A 19,120-nucleotide genomic window follows, 5' to 3' on the forward strand; every position below is an offset into this window, starting at 1 on the left:
ATTTATGCCCCTTGTACTGCTTGTTTCTTTTCATTAATCGCCGTCATACTGATACTGCAAACAATGATTAATCCTGTGACTACTGTGTGCCAGTAAGAAGGCACACCGAGTAAAGTCAGGCCATTTTTCACGACAGCAAGCAAAATGACCCCCAGAACTACGCCAAATAGCGTGCCTTTGCCGCCTGTCATGCTAGTGCCGCCAAGAACGACAGCAGCCAATACGGTGAGTTCGAACCCCATTAGCGAGTTCGGAGCAACGGATTGGGTGATTTGGGTTTGGACAACCGACGCAACACCAGCCAAAGCGCCCATATAGCCGTAAACAAACAAATTGATGCCAAATAAGTTGATACCAATACGACTGGCTGCGTCGGCATTGCCGCCAACCGCATAGATTTGACGACCTAAGCGAGTTTTCGACATCAGGAAAGCGGTCAATGTGATCATGGCTACCAAGGTTAGGATTGGTAGTGATAATCCATAGTCATAGCCATCACTGCCGGTGAAAGTGAATAACTCAATACCATCCATGAACCAGTCAGGAAAGCCGTACAACCACTCACCATTGCTAAAGTAAATCAGCAGGCCAAAGAACACGTTTAGCGTCGAAATGGTGATGATGATTGCCGGTACTTTGAGTTTGTACACAAGAGTGGCGTTGACCATGCCGAGCAATACCCCGACAACAGTAGCAATAGCAAACGCGATCATAAAGTTACCGCCAACGGTCAGGATGTAAGTCGCAGTCACGTATTGAGCGATGGCAGCCGTTGCGGGGAAGGAGATATCAATCCCGCCGGCGATGAGCACGACAAACAGGCCGCAAGCCATAATGCCAAGTAGTGCCGAGCTTACGGACATATCAAAAATGTTGCCCAGCGTTAGGAAATCCTCGGACGTTACAGCCAGTACGCCGATAATCAACGCAATCATCAAAGAGAGATAAAACTCATGGCGTTTAGTAAGTAAACACACAGAGCAACGAAATTGATTAAGCATTGACTGCCTCCATAATGGCTTGTTCTGTTGAGCTATTTGGCAGGAAGTGATGAGTAAAACGTCCTTCTTTCATCACAATCACGCGGTGACTGTTGTAAAACACTTCAGGGATTTCATCGCTAACCATAATGATTGCCATACCTTTAGCGGCGAGATCTTTTGCGATAGTGTAAATGGCTTCTTTATTCGCGACATCGACACCTACAGTCGGTGAGTCGAGGATCAGCACTTCTGGCTCAGCCGCGATCCATTTCGCGATGGAGATACGTTGTGCGTTACCTCCTGATAAGCTTGTTACCGGCAGTTTGGGGTCAGCCACTTTGATAGACAGGGAAGAGATCAACTTTTCCACAAGCGTGTTGGCTTTTAGGTGATCCAGAAAGCCTGATGGTTTTTTCAGGCGTGTCATTACTGATGCGGTGATGTTGTCCTGAATGGCCTGCTCCATCACCAGCCCGGTAGACATGCGGTCTTCAGAAACATAACCGATGCCGTGTGAAATCGCATCGCGGTTAGATTTGAACGTCGTTGGTTTGCCATTAATGCGTATCACACCGCTGTCGGGCTTGGTCATACCAAACAGCGCCATACAGAGTTCTGTACGACCGGCGCCTAGCAGGCCGGTAATCGAGACAATTTCGCCGGCACGGACTGAAAATGAAATATCAGTAAACTGCCCTTGCTTGGATAGGTGTTCTACTTCAAGTTTGACTTGACCTTGTTGGTGATAACCGGCTAAGGGAGTGAACTCAAAGCGTTGACCTGTCATTAGAAATGCTAGTTCGTCGCTATCGATTTCACTCGCCTGATAGGTGCCGATAGTGCGACCATCACGGATGACAGTAATCCGATCAGAGATTTCCATTACTTCGTCAAGTTTATGGCTGACAAATACAACCGTGACGCCTTTGGCTTTCAGGTCTGCCACTACCTTGATGAGATGGTTGACCTCGGTGCGAGTGAGTGACGCCGTTGGTTCATCCATGATCATCAATTTTGCCTCTGAAGCCATAGCCCGGCAGATAGCAACAAGCTGGCACTCTGCGATTGAAAGTTGCTCTACGCGTTTCTTCAGCGGGAGTGTTACGCCAACTTTAGCCATTGCTTGCAGGGCGATTTCGTGGATTCGTTTACGCTGAACCAGCCCTTTTGTCCACTCGACGTGATCTTGAATCGCGATGTTCTCTGCCACAGTTAAATTTGGGAACAGGGATAAATCCTGGTAGATAACTTGAATACCATGTTCTATGGATTGTTGAGGGGTTAGACGAGAGTAGCTTTTTCCACCGAGTATGACTTCTGCACCTTTTTCTGGTGCGTGAACGCCGGAAATTACTTTAAACAGTGTGCTTTTTCCGCAACCATTTTTGCCCGCCAGACAGTGCACCTCACCTTGGTTGAAGGTGAGATTGATCCCATCCAGAGCTTTTACAGAGCCGAAGTGTTTTGACACCTGTTTGAGGGTGATAAAGGGAGTACCAGACATGAGCATTTCCACAAGTCAGAGGACGGCGTTGCACCGTCCTAAATTAGAACAGAGGTTACATCAAGGGGTTAGAAACCCAACTGACGAGCATTAGTTTTATCTACCTCAAGGATCTTGTTGAACTTGATCACCCGGTTTTGCTTATCGATTTCTGCGTTGCCAAGGCCTTGTACGTTGACACCTTGAGAAACATCTTCACCTTCTAGCATTTGCTTAGCGACAGCCACCATGGCATATCCGGCATCTGCTGGATTCCACAAGAAGCCTTTGTCAATTTCACCACGAGCTAAGTAAGGTGCAGCTTGGCTTGGCATCATGATACCCACAACGCTGATCTTATTTTTGGCACGTTTCTTCTTGATCGCTTCACCGGCGCCGATCCCCCCCAGGGAGCCGTAAGAGATGATACCAGCCATGTCTGAGTGAGCTTTCATTAGATCATTTGTCGCAGCATACGATTGATCGATGCTTTCTGCTACAGGCATACGACTTGTCACTTCGTACATCTTTGGGTAGGTTTTTTTCTGGTAATCAATGGCTAGGTTGGCCCAGTTGTTGTGCAGCGGCACGGTGAGTGATCCAACGTAGACCGCGTAACCGCCTTTTTCGCTCATATTTTTTGCCAGTTCATCCATCGTGGCTTTTGCATACGCCTGGTTATCTATGGTTTCGATATCCCAGTCTGCACCATGACCATCCGGAGATTCGTGTGTTAAAACGATGATCCCTCTTTCACGTGCTTTTTTAAAAACTGGCTCCAAAACTGTAACGTCATTAGGCACGACGGTAATTGCATCGACACCTTTAGCGATTAAGTCTTCGATGATTTTTACTTGTTGCGCTGGATCTGGAGTTGAAGGACCAAGCTGGCGGGCATTAACGCCGAAATCTGTCGCAGCTTGTTCAATCCCCTTGTTCATTTGGTTAAACCAAGGGATCCCCGATACTTTTACCACGTTTACGATTTTATAATCTTTTGCCTGAGCACCCGCAGCAGCAAGGGCTAGGGTTAAAGCAGCCGCTTTTAATAAGACCTTTTTCATCTTCATCAATCCTTTATTTGTTTTGTGTAGGGGTAAGGTGAATCGATTGCGGAATGTTAAGGCGTGTTTCAATAAAGGGTTGTGCAGCTACCATGAAATTGTGACGAGTGCACATTTGTGTTGCCTGGCGTAAGCAAAAAGGTTGCATATAGGTAAATTTGAAAGGGTAACGTAAGTTTGTGATCGTTTGCTTTTTTGTCTGATAACTGTGCGTTAACCGGTGTTAACAATGATTTTTCACGTTGATTGGAAATACAAAGGTCTAAATAGAATACAGTCGAGGTAGTGGTTACCACTAAACAACCTATTGATATATTTTAGAGTTTAATCACCTTTTATTGATAAAAAATATACCGTTTCATTGCACAAGCCAGTTTTTCCATTAGCGGTCGCTAGAATACTTGTAATCAAATGACACTCATCTTGTAAGTTTGTGTAGTCTTTGCTCAAGGAGGTATGGTTTGGGCAATCATTACCAAACCCGCTGTTGATTCACCGCTAAAGTGTGTACTGATGTTTAGGGATGATCGTTGCTGAAGGGGAACGTGGCAGGGACTCCAATAAGCAAGGGAAGAACGGATTCTCTTGCCTGATTTCAATTAAACCAAAAAGAAGAAATACAGGAAACACACGAATGCCAGTAACGTGGCAGAAAGCGTTGGGTAGATGATATAGGAATCCTGGTTGCTGGTGCGCTGGAAGCAGAGAAACGTCAGCAGGATGTTGTAGAGCACCAGTAACAAGCTGATCATGGTACCACTATTGAGCGATAAGCTTGAAAGCTGAAACAGGAAAAAAGCCAGCAATAGGTAGTCAAGGATTATCAGCCACAAAAACGCTTTTTTGAGTTCGTCTTTTTTTGGTGCATTCGTGGGTTGTTGGTACATAAGCAGCTCAAACGGAAGTAGGAAGAAGGCGCGGTTTAGCTGGGTCACCTTAAAACCGGTGACCCATACTAACTTACAGATCTTGCAGAGATTTTCCAGCTATTCCCGGTTCGACTGAATAATTAATGGTCTCCTGACGAATCACGGGCTGATTGAACTTGGCTTTTTGTTTTGCCTCATGTAAATCACTTCCGGGGTTATTGCCAAAAAAGGTTCGCAGTACTTTCGTGGCCGGGGTCGTCAGGACAAACAGTTCAATACGGCGGTTTTCGCTTGAATCCGGTTCATCTTCGTTGAGCAATACCCGGTCTGACATCCCGGTGACCTGCAGAACCCGCTCATCCGGCATGCCGCCTTCTACCAATGTCTGACGGGCTACGCTGGCACGTGATGCCGACAAATCCCAGTTTGATTTGGAGGCTCGCTGGTTAAACGGTATCGCATCTGTGTGGCCACTGATGATAATTGGGTTGGCGACGCGTTTAAAAACCGGGGCCAGTTCTAACAACAGATCTTCAAAAAATGGCGTCAGGGTGGAGCCACCGCGACGGAACATATTCTGTTTGAAATCGTCTTGCAGAACAATACGCAGGCCCTGAGGGGTAACCGTAACGTTGACATTACCCTGGGCACTGATCTGACCCATTATTTCGTTGATCACTTGTGCCAGTTGGGCCAGCTGCTCCTGAGTGTCAAAGTTGCCAGGGATAAGAGAGTCGATTTCCGGCCCGTCACCGTCGCCCTGGAAAAAGGACGTCACCACATGGTTGGAATTGTGGCGGCTTGGCACAGAAGAATCCTGTGCCAAGTCGATTGGTGAGACACTTGGCGAGGTGATAAAAGGGCTGCCAAAGCTGTGATCGAACACGCTCATATTGTTCATTTGGGCAACAATGGCTTTGCGCTCATCTTCGTCGGCGACCTGCAGTATCCATAGAACCAGAAACAGCGCCATCAGTGCGATCATAAAATCGGCAAAGGCGACTTTCCAGGCACCACCATGATGTTCATCATGAGCATGACTTTTCGAGCGTTTCACCACTACGTGTTCGTGTTTTTGCATTAACCCTCCTGGTCAGCCAGCCACTTCTCCATTTCGTTAAATGTGGGTTTAATGTCTAGCTGAATGTGTTTACGGCCAGCGTCAATCGCGAGCAGGGTCGGTTTTTTAGCAATGTAAGCAACCAGCGTTGCCCGGACGCACTCAAAAGCCGACATTTCTCGTTTTACACGCTGTGCCATGGCGCTACTGAGTGGATCTAAGAAACAGTAACAGCCAAAAATACCGATAAATGTACCTACCAGGGCTGCTGCGACGTGATGACCGATCGACGCAATAGAGCCACCAATAGCCCCCATTGTGATGATGATGCCACCTACCGCCGCTAAGATACCAAAGCCAGGCAAAGCTTCTGCTGTTCGCTGTAATGAGCGTGATGGCAAAAGCAAGTCAGTCTGAATGGCTTCAATTTCTTCTTCCAGCATTCCCTCTAATTCATGAGGCGACATTTGTCCCATTGCCATTAAACGCAAATTGTCAGTTATAAAAGAAACCAGGCGATAATCAGCAGCAATCATCGGGTATTTGGTGAAAATTGGGCTTTGTTCCGGGTTCTCAATGTGAGAATCAAGCGATTTGAAGCCTGAGCTACGAATGGTTTCTAACAAGACCTGTAACACGGCCATCAGCTCCATATAGTATTCCGCTTCATTTTTGGGTGCGGACAGGATCGCGCGCAGCTGGCTACGCATTTCCTTTAATACCTGTGGCGGGTTACCGACAATGGTTGCACCTATTGCTGCGCCGCCAATGATCAGGATTTCTGATGGCTGCCAAATAGCAATCATGCTACCACCTGCCCACATGTATCCACCAAAAACACTCATAAGGATAATGAGTGCACCAAGGAATTTTTGCATTGTTAACTCCTAAGAAGCCATATAAAGGTTGAGTTGTTCGAGCGCTTGTTTATGCAACTGACAAATACGGGGAGGTGTCAGATTAAGTACAAGGGCTATTTCATGTAGATTGAGCTCGTGTTGGTAAAATAACGTTAGTAGCAACTGATCTCGTTTAGAAAGCTTTTTGATCGCCGTATCCAGGCTACGGCGAATGTGCTCATGCTCCATACCGTCGTAACAGCTACCCAAACTGGTTTCCATGCCGCCTTCAAGCAGTTGATCCAAACTCTGTAGCTCCCCGGCTAGCGCGGCATTCTGTCGTGCGTAGTAATCGCTCGCGTCGGTTCCCAGCGCTTGTATGATTTCTGCATCGGTAGGCTGCCTGCCCAGCTGGCGGGTGAGATCGCGGGTCACGTCATTGAGCTCATGGGCTTGCTGGCGGGTTTTACGCGAGCGCCAGTCTAAGCGTCTTAGCTCATCAAGTATGGCTCCGCGCACCCGGCAGACAGCAAAGGCCGGAAAGTTTTCATCATCGACGTTGCCGTAACGGCGGCCAGCTTCGATTAACGCGATCAATCCAATTTGCTGCATGTCTTCAATACTACAATGGGAAGTCGCGTGGGCCCGGAGTTGATTTACCACTCGTTTAACCATGATCTGATGACGCTGCAACAGCATGTTCTCATCAATTTTCACCGATGGAGTATTAAACTCTTCCGCCGTTGAGTAGCTGTCCTGTAAGTTCATCTCCAACATAGTTGTGCTCCCTACTGCACAACGTATTTGGTGAGGAGCACATCATCGATATTGCGTACGATAGCGGTTTTGTCGAAGGTCTGGAGCAAAGTCGCTTTTACTTCATTTTGTAAAATGTTGATCGCACCGGGCTGTTGCAGTTCGTCAAAGGTTTTGTCACTGAACAGTTTCAGCATTGAATTTTGTATCATTGGCATGTAGTTATCGATTTCTTGGATCTGCTCTGGGTTGCGTGTCTCGATAGCCAGTTCCAGCATTACAAAATGCGTCTGTTTTTTACCTTTGATCGTCAATACGAGTTTATCTAAAGGGTGAAAACTCGGAGTTATGTCTGGTTCTGCTGCTTTGACCGGCTGTTTGGAAAGAAATGCCAGCGGCGAGTTTTCCAGGCTAAGTGCATCACCAGATTTCGTCAGCCACCAAATACCGCCGGCTAACGTACCTGCCGAAACGAGGGCACTGGTGATGATCATGGCGAAAAACATAGCGATCATTTGTGGTTTGGTCATAACCTTTTTCCTCGATAATTATTTAGGCTTGCGTGTTGAGCCAGTGTTCTGAATAGTTGGATGTAGATTGAGTTTCTGATGTGGCAAATTCACGACTGGCAAAAATAGTGCTTTCCTCGTCGATCGGCTGCTGGGACTGATGCTGTTGTCCTTGCTCTGAGCCGACATTCACATCGACATGAACAAAGTTTTGTTGTTGTAGTTCCACGCGTAATCGCTCGGAGACTTGCATCAGTGCTTCCCGGGTTGCTGCAGTACTGGTGTTAATTTGTACGCTCAGGCGGTCACCTTCGACGCGCACCATGAGATCCAGTTTGCCCAGCTCAGGCGGGTCAAGGCGGATCTTGGCTTCTTGCATATTTTGTTGCGCCTGAAGTGTTACCCGGTCATGCAGTACCTGCATCATTTGCTCCCCCCACTTTCCTGCCTGGGTATCAATGCGCATTGATGCCCATTCTGGTCCTTGGGTGTGAGACGGGCTGATACTAGGTGACGAAGCCGGAGCAGCCAACTGATTCGCATTCGGTAGGGGGGCCGTAACCGCCCCTTGGACCTGGCCAGCTTGGTTTTGTTGTATTAGTGTCGTTATGTCAATTTGACCGGAATTCAGCTTGCCAGTGGTTTGACTTACGGCTTCTGCAATGTGCTGGTGGGGATTGCTGACACCAGTATGATTAGCCTGGTTACTTACCAGTGCCGCCGATAAATTTAACTTGGCTTTGGCCATTTTTCCTTCGGCAGAAGTGACCGAAGCGGTAGCCAGTTGTTGCGGCATTGCTGAAGAGGAGGCCGCCTGCACACTCTGTTTGCCAGTGGTAATCTGCCCGATCATTTTCTGGCCGAGCAATTGTGCCTGTTGTACTACGTTACTGTCCGGTACAGTGGTGCTGACCGGAAAGTGTGTGAGTGGCAGTTGCGCAGTAGAGCCCGGCAATATGGCCGCAGAGTCTACAGCTGTGTTTAGTGCAGAGTCCTCCAGCGAAGGCTCTTCTTCCAGTTCGATTGGTGTTTGTGGCACAGTAGTGGTTAACTGAGCCTGAACCGGGGAATGAAAGCCAACCGCCGGACTGGTTTGCGGATGCAAGGCGGCGAACGCTGCATCAGCGCCTGGTGCACTTAACTCGCCCCTGGCTCCGGAGATTTTTCCTTCGGTTTGGTTTGCTTTGTTAGCCGAGCCGGGCGTATTAGCCTGGGCTGCAAGCGAGATCATTCTTCCGTCTCCATGGTCATAGCAAGTTGGTAAGCCATAGCCCGCTCTTGTTGAGCACTGACTAGCTCCATCTGTTGTTGCAACTCGGCCGTCGCTTTTTCCAACGCTTGAGCCGCGATCGCGTGTGCTTGTTTAGCGCGCTGGATGACGGGCGCGAGTTTAGGGTCTTTCAGGATTGGCCGATGGCTGACCAGCAGCTCACGGAGCTGCAAATCATAGCGTTTAAGTGCCTGCCAATCAGCCGTTTGGGTTGCGGCTTGGATCAACTGAGCAAGGTGGCGGAACTGCTCTGGTGAGGCTTTATGCTTGCTTACCAAAATTCATCCAACCTTCTCGAATGTTACCCATCACGCGCTCTACGTTCACTAAACGTTCCGCGTCATTTTGTACACTGGCGGTATACAGCTCCATTTGGCAGAAGTCATACAACTGACGCAAATTCTCCGCCACTTCGCCGCCATTTTCTTCATCCAGGGCGCTGCTCAAGCCGATCAGGATGTTCATGCACTTGTTGATGCCAGCACCTTTTTCCGCCAAGCGACCAGCAGCCAAGTGGCCGCGAACACGTTCGATTTCATCTAATAAGCCATCAATTAACATGATGACCAGTTGATGCGGGGTAGCTGCGGCTGCCTGAGCATCAAGATCGACCTGTTGGTATGAGCCGTAACCGGAATCCATAAGCATGAGTATTTCTCCTAAAGCTTTAACCAAACATCGACATGGTTTGGTTCATTTGAGTCATTAAACTATTCATTTGGGTAAACTGCTTGACGTAACGCTCGTATGACATGTCATACTTACGCTCCAGCGCGGTCTGTTTATCGCTGATGCGGTCCAGGCTCATTCGCAGAGCTTCCTTACGCGATTTGAATGCGCCGGAAGAGAACTTCAGGAACGGGTCTGCCATGGCGTCCAGGGAATCGAGCAGGGCACCTTCACCGTTGAACATCGCTTCTAAGCCCGCGCTGTTGTTTTTTTGCGCTTCGTTGAACTTGTCCTGGTCAACTTCTAGTTTACCGTTGCGATCCAAAGACAGACCAACATCACTTAAGCGCATGCCGCCGTGTTCACTTCGGATCAGGCTACCCAGTTGATTTTCAATCGAACGCAAGGTAGGGTCACCGGCCAGAACGCCGCGTGACGTCTCTTCATCACCGGTATTTGTGTATTTATCGATCGTCGAAACCAGTGTGTTGTAGGCTTCAACAAATTTATCCAACTGCTCCTTGGTGCCTTCACTATCGGTACCAATTCCGAGGCTGATAGGTGTTTCGCCAGAGACCTGCGCTTTTGCTACGGTAATATCAACCCCGTCAATCACCCCCTCGAAGGTGTTGCTGCTGTTGGTCAGCTTCAGGCCGGTGGTTTCTGCGCCCAGCCAAATCACCGCATCCTTTGGCGCACTGATTTCGTTTAGGTTGGTGAATGCATCTTCAAACCAGGTTTGGCCGGTACCGGTCGCCGAGACGTTAATCTGGTTAGCGACTCCCGTTTCGGCGCTTGACAGCATGAAGTGGGTCTGGCCGTTAGAACGTACCAGGGTGGCGTTTACGCCGGGGTTATTACTGTCATTATTGATGGCAGTGACGAGATCGCTCATGGTTGCTTTTCCGTCACCGTCGGTATCCAAGCTGGCAAGGTCTAACGACATGGTGGTGCCGTCGATAGTAAAATCTAACGTCCCGCTAAGTGGGATCTCGGTGGTGGCGTCGAGATCCGCTGGCATTCCGGTGGAAACCTGATGCGCAGTGGCGACCTGCTCAACAAATATCTGGTAGCTTCCGACCAGGGCATTCGCGTCAGCATCGGCGCTGAAATAGCCATCCTGAGAGGTAGTCGCACTGTTTTTAATGATGCTGCTGGTACTGCTGTTCATTTCATTCAGCGCACTGCGGAAATCGCGCAGCGCCGTTTCTACTTTGCCAAGGGCACTCAGTTGTGACTGGTACTTATTGGTCTGTAACTGATAACGCTGCTGGAATGGCTGAACGTCATAGGTGGCCAGTTGGGTTGCCATGCTGATTGGATCAAACGAACTCATGAGGTCGCTCCCTCTCTCTCTGTAATCGGCTTTATCAGCGCAATCGCTGTGCCTGTTTGGATTCTCTTTCGCAAGATGTATGCCGTATTTAAATGCACAATAAATACAATGACTTGCGGCGTTTTGTGCTGAACGGGAGGAAGCGGGGCTTCCACCTGGTGTGTTCCGCCTTCCTCATTTCAGCTGATGGGGTTTTCCTGTTACATAAGGCGACCGGAAAAGTGCAGAAATTTAATCTAATTTGCTTTTGCGCTGGAGTGTGAGGGAGGATCTATCAGGTTAGTAGGGGGTGTTCAGGCAACAGTTACTACTGCTTTGGATAGGGGGCAAAAGTTTTGAGAAGTCTAAGCCACAGGGCCAAACAAATCGTTGGCAAAAAACAACAAAGCCTCGTTAAGAGGCTTTGCTATCGGCTGACTCTAGTGTAGCTCGCGCAGTTTTGGCGCGACTTCATATCTGAGGATATCGGCTAAAGTGGTAAAATCGTGCGCTTCACGTGCATGGTTAATATTGGCCAGTATTTGTAGCACCATGCTCCGTTCGCTTTGGACGCTAAATAATTTAACCAGCAGGTTCAGACACTGAGCCAGCATCAGGTCACCGGTTAAATGATCGCCGTAGTAATACACCTCAGAGGTCTTAACAAAAATATCGTAAACAGCCTTATTTTCCATATAGCGCCTCTACTTCGAAATATTCTGCACCGACGATTTTTGCTCCGATGCGGCTCCAGTTATAAAACTTGGTTTGCGGTGCGCAGGCGATCAGGTTTTCTACCCCGCTGCCGAACATACGGTACGCCGGTGAGGTTTTGATTTGTTCACCAAAGCCATTCTCTACCCTTGCAGTCATGGAGCTATTAGGGTCATCCGCGCGGTTTTCTCTGCTGGAGTGAATTTTATCGCCGGGGAAGGCAAAATCACAGCCGATAAGCGCTATCCGGGTGGCGCCCTGCAGTAAAGTCATGTGGATCAGCGGGTGAATTACCGAGCCGAACGAATAAGGGCGGTATTTGACCGGAAGATTTTGGGCAAAACGGTCATAAGTGAAATCACCCAGGTGCAGGTAGTATTTTTCCCCGTGCCAGTTCTGGAAAATGCGCTTTGGCATCCGGCTGGCAAACACCAATATGGTATTTGTGGCAATTTCGTAAGGAATGTGCTCGTCGCTCAGGTCAATATCAACCGCGAAAACCACATCTGGTTTTATGCCGTTTTCTATCAGGCATTTACATGCGGTGGACGCCGCGATTAACTTTGGCCGGTTCGGCAAGTTGTAAACGTATTTCAGTTCGTCAATATGGTGTAGCAGTGACGGCCCGGCACCAATACAGATGGCGTCGTCGACTTGATACTGTAGGTAATGGTCAGATGAAGGGAGGCGTTTCAGTGCCGGTGCGTTCTCTTGTTCGATTACCTGCAACGCTTCATCTTTGTGGCGGTGGCTGGCATTGGCGTGCGCAATCAGCATGCGGTTTTCCATGCGGAAGTAGAGCCACTGGTGGGTAAAACGTGAAATCGCCCGGTCAGCGTTGATAATGATACATTCATCCCACGCCAGGCTCGCCAGGTGTTGACCGAGATCGGGTGCATCTTCTGATACAATCGTTAAGGAAAAGCGTGGGTCAGACAGCCAGGCTTGAGGAACAAGCGAGAGTACTAATTTGGCCAGCGGCAGGTTATACAGGTGAAGACACACCGATTGGGCGTTACTGTCCTGTGCCAGCAGGGCGGGCACATTCCCCATGCCTAAGCCCCAGATATGATAGTTGTTTCCGGCTGTTAAACTGCGATACTGGAATGCTTCTTCCACCGGATCATACGCACTGCTCAGTTGGACACCGTTGACTTTTAATGTCATTGCCGATTTCTCGATCACCTCAAAGTGCAAATCGTTGAAATCAGCGGCCTCTAGCGCCTGCGCAACTTCCGGCCAACGCGCGCGGATAATATCGATATGTTGGGTATAAATCGGGGTCATAATAGGTACTCAACGCAAAAAACCCCACCTAAAAGATGGGGTTAATAAACTTAAGCGATTAGCGAAGCAGTGACATCGCCATGCCAGGTAGCTGGTTAGTTTGTGACAGAACTGTAGTACCTGCCTGCATCAGCATCTGGTTCTTAGTCATGTTTGAAGACTCTACTGCAAAGTCAGCATCCATGATACGGCCTTTCGCTGCAGAGGTGTTTTCAGTCATGTTACCCAGGTTAGTCATAGTGTGTTCCAGGCGGTTGATGTTCGCACCAAACTGAGCACGAGCTGAACCAAGCTTCTCTAGCATACCACCTGTGCTTGCCAGTTTACCTAGTGCAGTTGAAGCAAGGGCAGCAGTACTGATGCTTGTTAATGCAGCAATAGCGCCAGATACAGCATTTACGTCTGCTTTAGCATTTACAGCTAGTTTTTCAGCACCAGTAGCACCGATTTGGAAGCTTACGCTGCTCGCGCCGAAAGCACCGGCTGCAGACAGAAGTTTCTGGCCACCAAATGAGGTGTTAGACACGATGTTTGTCATCTCTGCTGCCAGCTGTTTGAACTCTGCATCCATTGCAGCACGGTCTTTATCACTGTTGGTGCCGTTCAAAGACTGAGTTGCTAGATCTTGCATGCGGTAAGTGATGTTGGTCATCTCGTCCATCGCACCTTCAGCAGTCTGCATCATTGAGATGCCGTCTTGTGCGTTACGCATTGCTACGTTCATACCGCGAGTCTGTGATTCCAGACGGTTTGCAATTTGCAGACCTGCAGCATCGTCAGCAGCTGAGTTGATGCGGTAACCAGTACTTAGACGCTCCATTGCTGTGTTCAGTAGGTTGCTGTTGTTGTTCATTGTGTTACGAGTCACAAGTGAAGCGTAGTTAGTATGCATTGATAAAGCCATCGTAGTCTCCTTAGTTGCTAACTGTCTATCAGGCCTTGGGATATTCCCTAGTCACTAACTAGAGGCGGACGGTTTATCGTAAGGATTAATCAAAAAATAAAAAAAAATCGCATTTGGGCTAGTTTTGCCGTTATTTGGTGATGCCCGTTCCAGAATGCCTTGGTTTAATTGCTATGAATTGTTGGTTAAGTGTTCAACCTGGACAAAAAAATGGGTTCTTTTCCCATGACAAATCTGGAATAAAGAACCCATCGAGGGAGCTGAATGTATTACTGACCAATAAGTTGGGTAGTTAATTGCAGTTTTCTGTCTCTTCCTCTTCGAACAACTTAAATGACAGCGAGGTCGGAATATCACTGAAGTAACCAAAATAGTAGCTCGCGCCGAGCAACATATAACGGTTAAGCTCGACATGGCTGGCAACCCGCCCGGCTACCCACGGGTAACGGTGGCGGCGCAAAAAGCGGGCAATCGGAAGAAAGGCTTGTCTGTCTTGTTTATCTTCCAGGCTCACCGCCAGCTTGATCATATCCGGGGAAAATTTGGCGATATGCTCAAAGTGTTTTTGCGCGGTAGCCATTTCAAACCACACTGCGTAAGCATTCTCGTGCAATAACTCGCTCAGTGGCGCAACGCGCTGGTGATCGCACAGCGTGTCGTCGCCCTGCAATGAGGGGATGATGTGCCTGAAGGCATCGGAATGATGGGCAATAATTTGCTCGAGAAAATGCGCCCCAGGCGGCCACAACAACGTATCCAGGCAGATCGGAACGACCACGTTACTGATCAAATCCGGGTGGAAGGTTTCAAGCTGAAACTGGGTCTGGCGCAGGGCCAGGTACAGGCTGTAGAGATCCAGACACATCCCCATGTCCCGGGAAAGATCAAACTGATAGACGCTCTGTTCGCCACTGGAACCAAAGCGAAGGGTGAGGTGCTGGAACTCGACTTCGCCGGTTTTGGCATGACGGATCGCCTGACATGCGTGGCGAATGTCGCTCTGGCAAAATGCGTCAAAGATCAGTTGATCGTCTTCCGTGACGACATGTTGCTCAATCAGATCGCGCAAATAATAGAGCATTGTCTGCGTTGTAATGAGATTAGCCAAGGTTTCCTACCACGTTGATTTGTTTGTTTTCTGGAATTTCATTGTAAGACAAAACCGCCAACCCTTGGGTGAAGGTTCTGGCGTAACGCGCAATTAACGGTCGTAATTGTGGCATCACTAACAGAATCGGTGCTAACCCCTGTTGTTTGAGTTGCTGTCTTATCAGCGGCAGGTTCTGCTGGAACTGGCCCAAAATGTTCGGTTCAATTGGGAAACTGTCGAGCATAACCGGCCCGCTGGCCTGTGCTTGCTGCAGAGAGGTCAGCAACATCTGTTCCAGCTCGTCTGATAAAGCGTAGACATTGAGCTCATTTTTTTGTCCGGCAATCAGGTTAACCAGTGTACGGCGCAAGCTGCAGCGAACATCGGCCGCCAACAAGATGGGATCTTTAGTATTCTCTGAAGATTCCAGCATAGTGTTGGCGATGGTGCGAATGTCTTTCAGCGGTACCTGGTCAAGCAGCAGCTGACGGTAAACTTTCAGCTGTTGGGCCGGGGTGAGTGCGGCGCTCAATGCTTCGGCCAGTTTCGGCGCTTGCTGAGTCAGACGCTGATTCATGGATTCAACATCATCGTGGTTAAACAATTCTGCCAGATTGGTTTTGATGATTTTGCTGATATGTGTTGCGATCACCGTACCATCATCGACTACCTGGTAACCCATGTTAAGTGCTTTGGCTTTGTCCTGATGCTCGATCCAAACAGCCGGCAACTGATAGGCCGGATCGCTGCCCAGGATACCATCGATCTCACCATAGGTTTCGCCGACCGCAATTGCCATCAGCCGTTCAGGTTCAATGAAGCCCTGCTCAAAGATTTCACCATTAAGCGAAATGGTGTACTGATTGGGCTTAAGGCTGAGGTTATCGCGAATGCGCACTTCCGGTAACAGGAAGCCGACTTGCTCTGACAGATTACGTCGTACGCCCCGAATACGCTGGGTCAGTGGCGCTCCCTGATCTTTGTTAACCAGGTGGACCAAGCGGTAACCCAGTGCTAATGACAGGGTGTGAACGTGAGGAATATCGTCCCAGGTTAGCGGTGTCTCTTCTTCTTGCATTGCCTGAGAAATGGCTTCGACCTGTTCAATTTGCTCATCCTGTACCGGTTGTTTGGCCTGGCGCCATCCGGCAAACGCCAGCACAGCGGCGAAAGTAAAGAAGGCCAGATGCGGCATACCGGGTACGATACCGATGATGACCATAATACCGGCGACCGTGTACAAGGTAGCTGGTGATGCCAGCAGTTGCTTGTGCATGGTTTCGGTCATATCGTTGTCGCTGTCGTTGATGCGAGTCACGATAATCGCGGCGGAAGTCGCGAGAAGCAGCGATGGAATTTGCGCAACCAGACCATCACCGATGGTCAGCAGGGCATAGGTTTTGAACGCTTCGGACGCAGCCAGCCCGTGCTCAAACACCCCGATGCTGATACCACCGATAATGTTGATGAACAGGATTAACAGGCCAGCGACGGCATCGCCGCGGACGAACTTCGATGCACCATCCATAGAACCGTGAAAGTCGGCTTCATTCGCGACTTCCCGGCGGCGCAGACGGGCAGCTTCTTGGTCGATCAGGCCAGCGTTGAGGTCGGCATCAATCGCCATCTGTTTACCCGGTAAGGCATCCAGGGTAAAGCGGGCAGAAACCTCGGATATACGTTCGCCACCTTTGGTGATCACGACAAAGTTAATGATCATCAAAATGACGAACACCACCATACCGACAACGTAGTTGCCGCCGATCACGACTTCACCGAAAGCCTGGATGACTTTACCCGCCGCTTCACCGCCGTTATGCCCTTCGAGTAATACAATACGGGTGGACGCCACGTTTAGGGTTAGGCGCAATAAGGTCGCAACCAGCAAAATGGTTGGGAAAATTGAGAAATCGAGTGGCCGTTTTGCCGTGGTACTGACCAGCAGTACCAGAATAGCCAGTACGATATTAAAGGTAAACAAAGCATCCAGCAGCAAGGGTGGCAGTGGTAAAATTACCATCGCCAGCACCATCAGCAGGACAACCGGAATTCCGATGTAGCTTTTGCTGGAGGATTGAAGTTGTTTTAACCGGTTAAGCATACTTTCGTGTCCTTAAGTAAACGCGGATTAATCAGTGCTGCAAATGTTTCGGAATTGAAAAATGAGGCAGCGGCAGTGGTTGCTCACCATTCCCCCGGCGGAAGGCTTTCAATTGCAGAACATAAGTCAAAATATGGGCCACGGCGATGTAAAGCTGGCTGGGAATCGCCTGCTCAAGTGCGGTGGTGTGGTAAATCGAACGAGTCAGTGGCGGAGAGTTAATGATCTCCACTTTATTCTCGCGTGCGATTCGCTGAATATGCATGGCCGTTTCGTCGACGCCTTTAGCGACCACAAATGGTGCATCCGACAGTGAGGTGTCATATTTCAAGGCAACCGCGTAGTGGGTCGGGTTGGTAATGACGACGTCTGCTGTGGGAACCATTTTATCGATCTTGCGCCGGGCGAACTGTTGCTGGATTTGTCGGATTCGCTGCTTGACTTCAGGGCGGCCTTCGTTGTTTTTGAACTCTTCTTTCTGCTCTTGCTTGGTCATGCGCAGCTCTTTCAGGTGCTCCCAACGCTGGTAGGGAATATCGATGATCCCGAATAGTAGTAGCGCAAACCCCATCAGCAGCAGTCCTTCGAACAGGATGGTCATGATCATGGTGACTCCCTGGCTAAGCGGCAGGCTTTGCATGCCGAGCAGGGGTTGGAGGTGATTGCTCAGATAGCCATACAGCAGGCCAAAGATCACGCCGATTTTGAGGGTTGATTTGACCAGCTCCACCAGTGACCGGGTGGAGAACATGCGTTTAATGCCACTGAGAGGGTTAAGTTTGCTCAGTTTTGGTAACAGGTTGGCGGGGCGGAACATCCAGCCGCCAAGTACCATAGAGCTGGCAAAAGTCACGATAACGATAACAGTGAACAGCGGAATTAATAGCTGGATGATGACCGCCAGGCTTTGGCCAACATGTTCAATCGATTGAAGTGGGTTGGCCAAATCTGCTTTGGTCAGGGTCATATTATAGCGGAACACGCCGGTAATACTTTGCCAGATGGTGTCCAGTTGACTGTAAAAAAACAATGTGACGGATAAGAAGATCACTGCTGTGGTGAACTCTTTGGCGCGCGGGATCTGGCCTTCTTCACGGGCCTTTCTTATTTTCTGTGACGAGGCCTGTTCGGTTTTGTCCTGTGACTGATCGCTCATAGCCCCCCCTGCATAAAGTGATTCAGGTAGTTGAGTGTATCGTGTACCAGAGCGGTATAGCGGCTTGGTACACCAGAAACCGAGATGAGTACGGCAAACAGGCCGAGTAACATCGTCATTGGAAAACCGAGCGCATAAACGTTCAGTGCCGGCGCAGCACGGTTCATCACACCAAAACTGATATTGGTCAGCAGCATGGATACGATTGCCGGTAGCGCAAGCCCCAGCGCGGAGGCGAACATCCAGCCAAAAATATTAATGACGCCCTGCAATGACAAGCTTGTTATGCCTGATCCTACCGGCCAGATAACAAAGCTCTGGATCAAAATGTCAATTACCAGCAAGTGTCCTTCCAATGCCAGAAACAGCAAGGTGGAGAACAGCAGGAAAATCCGGCCTATGATCGCCACGGATAACCCGTTGACCGGGTCGTTCATGATCGCCATGCTAAGACCCATCTGCATCGAAACAATTTGCCCGAGCATGGTAAATACATTGAACAGCATGTGCAGGATCAGGCCAAACATGATGCCCCAGATCGCCTGTTCAAAGGCGAGGAACAACGAGGTAAGGGAAAACAGTTCTACCGCCGGCATTGCAGGCATCAACGGCGCAGTGATGACCGTGATTGATAATGCCAACAGGCTGCGAACCCAGACCGGGATCAACGCGTCGCCAAAAAAAGGCATGGCGATAAACACTGCGCCAATACGAAAAAACGGCCACCAGAGTTGACCGAGAATCGAAGAGAGATCTGCAAAGGTGATTGCCATCAGCCGATCATCCCCGGGATGCTATGGAACAGGTAATCAAACAGCTCCATGATTTTGCGCAGCATCCAGTGGCCGGCAAATACCACCATCAGTAGCGTGGTAAACAGGCGCGGCAAAAAGCTCAGGGTCTGCTCGTTAATTTGGGTTGCAGCTTGAAAAACGGCAATGCCTAGCCCGACCAACAGGCTGGGGACGACAAGGACGCCAACCATCAGGATCACCATCCAGATAGCATCGGAAAACAGGGTAACGGTCAGTTCCGGAGTCATTGCGCCATC

General features: G+C 49.3%; 20 protein-coding genes. All 20 read right to left on the reverse strand.

Annotated features, from left to right (window positions below; all coding sequences use genetic code 11):
- Positions 1-2: 2 nt before the first annotated feature.
- Entirely contained in the window at positions 3-1,001 is a 999-nt protein-coding gene (locus P2G85_RS02570) for an ABC transporter permease (protein WP_275862556.1), read from the reverse strand.
- The gene (locus tag P2G85_RS02575) at positions 994-2,487 is read right to left on the reverse strand and encodes a sugar ABC transporter ATP-binding protein (protein ID WP_275862557.1); all 1,494 of its coding nucleotides are present in this window, start codon (positions 2,485-2,487) and stop codon (positions 994-996) included. Before P2G85_RS02575 ends, P2G85_RS02570 begins: the two co-directional genes overlap by 8 nt.
- A gap of 68 nt (positions 2,488-2,555) precedes the next feature.
- On the reverse strand, positions 2,556-3,530 hold the full coding sequence (locus P2G85_RS02580) for an autoinducer 2 ABC transporter substrate-binding protein (RefSeq protein WP_275862558.1): 975 nt from the start codon (positions 3,528-3,530) through the stop codon (positions 2,556-2,558).
- Positions 3,531-4,129: 599 nt separating this feature from the next.
- The gene (locus P2G85_RS02585; RefSeq protein ID WP_275862559.1) at positions 4,130-4,417 is read right to left on the reverse strand and encodes a hypothetical protein; all 288 of its coding nucleotides are present in this window, start codon (positions 4,415-4,417) and stop codon (positions 4,130-4,132) included.
- Between the two features lie 73 nt (positions 4,418-4,490).
- Complete coding sequence (locus P2G85_RS02590; protein ID WP_275862560.1) at positions 4,491-5,480, reverse strand: flagellar motor protein MotB; 990 nt, start codon at positions 5,478-5,480, stop codon at positions 4,491-4,493.
- Positions 5,480-6,337, reverse strand: a complete 858-nt coding sequence (motA, locus tag P2G85_RS02595) for a flagellar motor stator protein MotA (protein ID WP_275862561.1) — start codon at positions 6,335-6,337, stop codon at positions 5,480-5,482. The genes P2G85_RS02590 and motA overlap by 1 nt, the downstream gene beginning before the upstream one ends.
- A 9-nt stretch (positions 6,338-6,346) precedes the next feature.
- Positions 6,347-7,075 (reverse strand): FliA/WhiG family RNA polymerase sigma factor, encoded by a 729-nt coding sequence (locus P2G85_RS02600; protein WP_275862562.1) that lies wholly within the window; start codon positions 7,073-7,075, stop codon positions 6,347-6,349.
- A gap of 11 nt (positions 7,076-7,086) precedes the next feature.
- Positions 7,087-7,584, reverse strand: coding sequence for a flagellar basal body-associated FliL family protein (locus tag P2G85_RS02605; protein WP_275862563.1), 498 nt, complete (start codon positions 7,582-7,584; stop codon positions 7,087-7,089).
- 22 nt (positions 7,585-7,606) lie between these two features.
- A complete protein-coding gene (locus tag P2G85_RS02610; RefSeq protein ID WP_275862564.1) occupies positions 7,607-8,794 on the reverse strand; it encodes a flagellar hook-length control protein FliK in 1,188 nt (395 codons plus the stop codon).
- Positions 8,791-9,111: a LafD gene (locus P2G85_RS02615; RefSeq protein ID WP_275862565.1), complete on the reverse strand. Its 321-nt coding sequence runs from the start codon at positions 9,109-9,111 to the stop codon at positions 8,791-8,793. Before P2G85_RS02615 ends, P2G85_RS02610 begins: the two co-directional genes overlap by 4 nt.
- Positions 9,095-9,481, reverse strand: coding sequence for a flagellar export chaperone FliS (gene fliS, locus P2G85_RS02620; protein ID WP_275862566.1), 387 nt, complete (start codon positions 9,479-9,481; stop codon positions 9,095-9,097). Before fliS ends, P2G85_RS02615 begins: the two co-directional genes overlap by 17 nt.
- Before the next feature lie 19 nt (positions 9,482-9,500).
- Positions 9,501-10,838 (reverse strand): flagellar filament capping protein FliD, encoded by a 1,338-nt coding sequence (fliD, locus tag P2G85_RS02625; protein WP_275862567.1) that lies wholly within the window; start codon positions 10,836-10,838, stop codon positions 9,501-9,503.
- A gap of 419 nt (positions 10,839-11,257) precedes the next feature.
- Positions 11,258-11,512, reverse strand: coding sequence for a hypothetical protein (locus P2G85_RS02630; RefSeq protein ID WP_275862568.1), 255 nt, complete (start codon positions 11,510-11,512; stop codon positions 11,258-11,260).
- The gene (locus P2G85_RS02635; RefSeq protein WP_275862569.1) at positions 11,502-12,818 is read right to left on the reverse strand and encodes a 6-hydroxymethylpterin diphosphokinase MptE-like protein; all 1,317 of its coding nucleotides are present in this window, start codon (positions 12,816-12,818) and stop codon (positions 11,502-11,504) included. Before P2G85_RS02635 ends, P2G85_RS02630 begins: the two co-directional genes overlap by 11 nt.
- A gap of 58 nt (positions 12,819-12,876) precedes the next feature.
- On the reverse strand, positions 12,877-13,722 hold the full coding sequence (gene lafA / locus P2G85_RS02640; RefSeq protein ID WP_275862570.1) for a lateral flagellin LafA: 846 nt from the start codon (positions 13,720-13,722) through the stop codon (positions 12,877-12,879).
- A 292-nt stretch (positions 13,723-14,014) separates the two neighbouring features.
- On the reverse strand, positions 14,015-14,830 hold the full coding sequence (locus P2G85_RS02645) for a diguanylate phosphodiesterase (RefSeq protein ID WP_275862571.1): 816 nt from the start codon (positions 14,828-14,830) through the stop codon (positions 14,015-14,017).
- A complete protein-coding gene (gene flhA / locus P2G85_RS02650; protein ID WP_275862572.1) occupies positions 14,823-16,913 on the reverse strand; it encodes a flagellar biosynthesis protein FlhA in 2,091 nt (696 codons plus the stop codon). The genes P2G85_RS02645 and flhA overlap by 8 nt, the downstream gene beginning before the upstream one ends.
- Before the next feature lie 31 nt (positions 16,914-16,944).
- Entirely contained in the window at positions 16,945-18,069 is a 1,125-nt protein-coding gene (gene flhB, locus P2G85_RS02655; RefSeq protein WP_275862573.1) for a flagellar biosynthesis protein FlhB, read from the reverse strand.
- Positions 18,066-18,842 (reverse strand): flagellar biosynthetic protein FliR, encoded by a 777-nt coding sequence (gene fliR, locus P2G85_RS02660; RefSeq protein WP_275862574.1) that lies wholly within the window; start codon positions 18,840-18,842, stop codon positions 18,066-18,068. The genes flhB and fliR overlap by 4 nt, the downstream gene beginning before the upstream one ends.
- Positions 18,842-19,111: a flagellar biosynthesis protein FliQ gene (fliQ, locus tag P2G85_RS02665; RefSeq protein ID WP_275862575.1), complete on the reverse strand. Its 270-nt coding sequence runs from the start codon at positions 19,109-19,111 to the stop codon at positions 18,842-18,844. Before fliQ ends, fliR begins: the two co-directional genes overlap by 1 nt.
- Positions 19,112-19,120 lie beyond the last annotated feature (9 nt).

It is taken from the genome of Vibrio sp. CAU 1672, assembly GCF_029223195.1.
In the GTDB taxonomy this organism is placed as follows: Bacteria; Pseudomonadota; Gammaproteobacteria; order Enterobacterales; family Vibrionaceae; genus Vibrio.

Bases quoted from the DNA above. Each gene is read 5' to 3' on its own strand.
- P2G85_RS02570 (WP_275862556.1), bottom strand. From the start codon at position 1,001: ATGCTTAATCAATTTCGTTGCTCTGTGTGTTTACTTACTAAACGCCAT.
- P2G85_RS02575 (WP_275862557.1), bottom strand. From the start codon at position 2,487: ATGTCTGGTACTCCCTTTATCACCCTCAAACAGGTGTCAAAACACTTC.
- P2G85_RS02580 (WP_275862558.1), bottom strand. From the start codon at position 3,530: ATGAAAAAGGTCTTATTAAAAGCGGCTGCTTTAACCCTAGCCCTTGCT.
- P2G85_RS02585 (WP_275862559.1), bottom strand. From the start codon at position 4,417: ATGTACCAACAACCCACGAATGCACCAAAAAAAGACGAACTCAAAAAA.
- P2G85_RS02590 (WP_275862560.1), bottom strand. From the start codon at position 5,480: ATGCAAAAACACGAACACGTAGTGGTGAAACGCTCGAAAAGTCATGCT.
- motA (WP_275862561.1), bottom strand. From the start codon at position 6,337: ATGCAAAAATTCCTTGGTGCACTCATTATCCTTATGAGTGTTTTTGGT.
- P2G85_RS02600 (WP_275862562.1), bottom strand. From the start codon at position 7,075: ATGTTGGAGATGAACTTACAGGACAGCTACTCAACGGCGGAAGAGTTT.
- P2G85_RS02605 (WP_275862563.1), bottom strand. From the start codon at position 7,584: ATGACCAAACCACAAATGATCGCTATGTTTTTCGCCATGATCATCACC.
- P2G85_RS02610 (WP_275862564.1), bottom strand. From the start codon at position 8,794: ATGATCTCGCTTGCAGCCCAGGCTAATACGCCCGGCTCGGCTAACAAA.
- fliS (WP_275862566.1), bottom strand. From the start codon at position 9,481: ATGCTTATGGATTCCGGTTACGGCTCATACCAACAGGTCGATCTTGAT.
- fliD (WP_275862567.1), bottom strand. From the start codon at position 10,838: ATGAGTTCGTTTGATCCAATCAGCATGGCAACCCAACTGGCCACCTAT.
- P2G85_RS02630 (WP_275862568.1), bottom strand. From the start codon at position 11,512: ATGGAAAATAAGGCTGTTTACGATATTTTTGTTAAGACCTCTGAGGTG.
- P2G85_RS02635 (WP_275862569.1), bottom strand. From the start codon at position 12,818: ATGACCCCGATTTATACCCAACATATCGATATTATCCGCGCGCGTTGG.
- lafA (WP_275862570.1), bottom strand. From the start codon at position 13,722: ATGGCTTTATCAATGCATACTAACTACGCTTCACTTGTGACTCGTAAC.
- flhA (WP_275862572.1), bottom strand. From the start codon at position 16,913: ATGCTTAACCGGTTAAAACAACTTCAATCCTCCAGCAAAAGCTACATC.
- flhB (WP_275862573.1), bottom strand. From the start codon at position 18,069: ATGAGCGATCAGTCACAGGACAAAACCGAACAGGCCTCGTCACAGAAA.
- fliR (WP_275862574.1), bottom strand. From the start codon at position 18,842: ATGGCAATCACCTTTGCAGATCTCTCTTCGATTCTCGGTCAACTCTGG.
- fliQ (WP_275862575.1), bottom strand. From the start codon at position 19,111: ATGACTCCGGAACTGACCGTTACCCTGTTTTCCGATGCTATCTGGATG.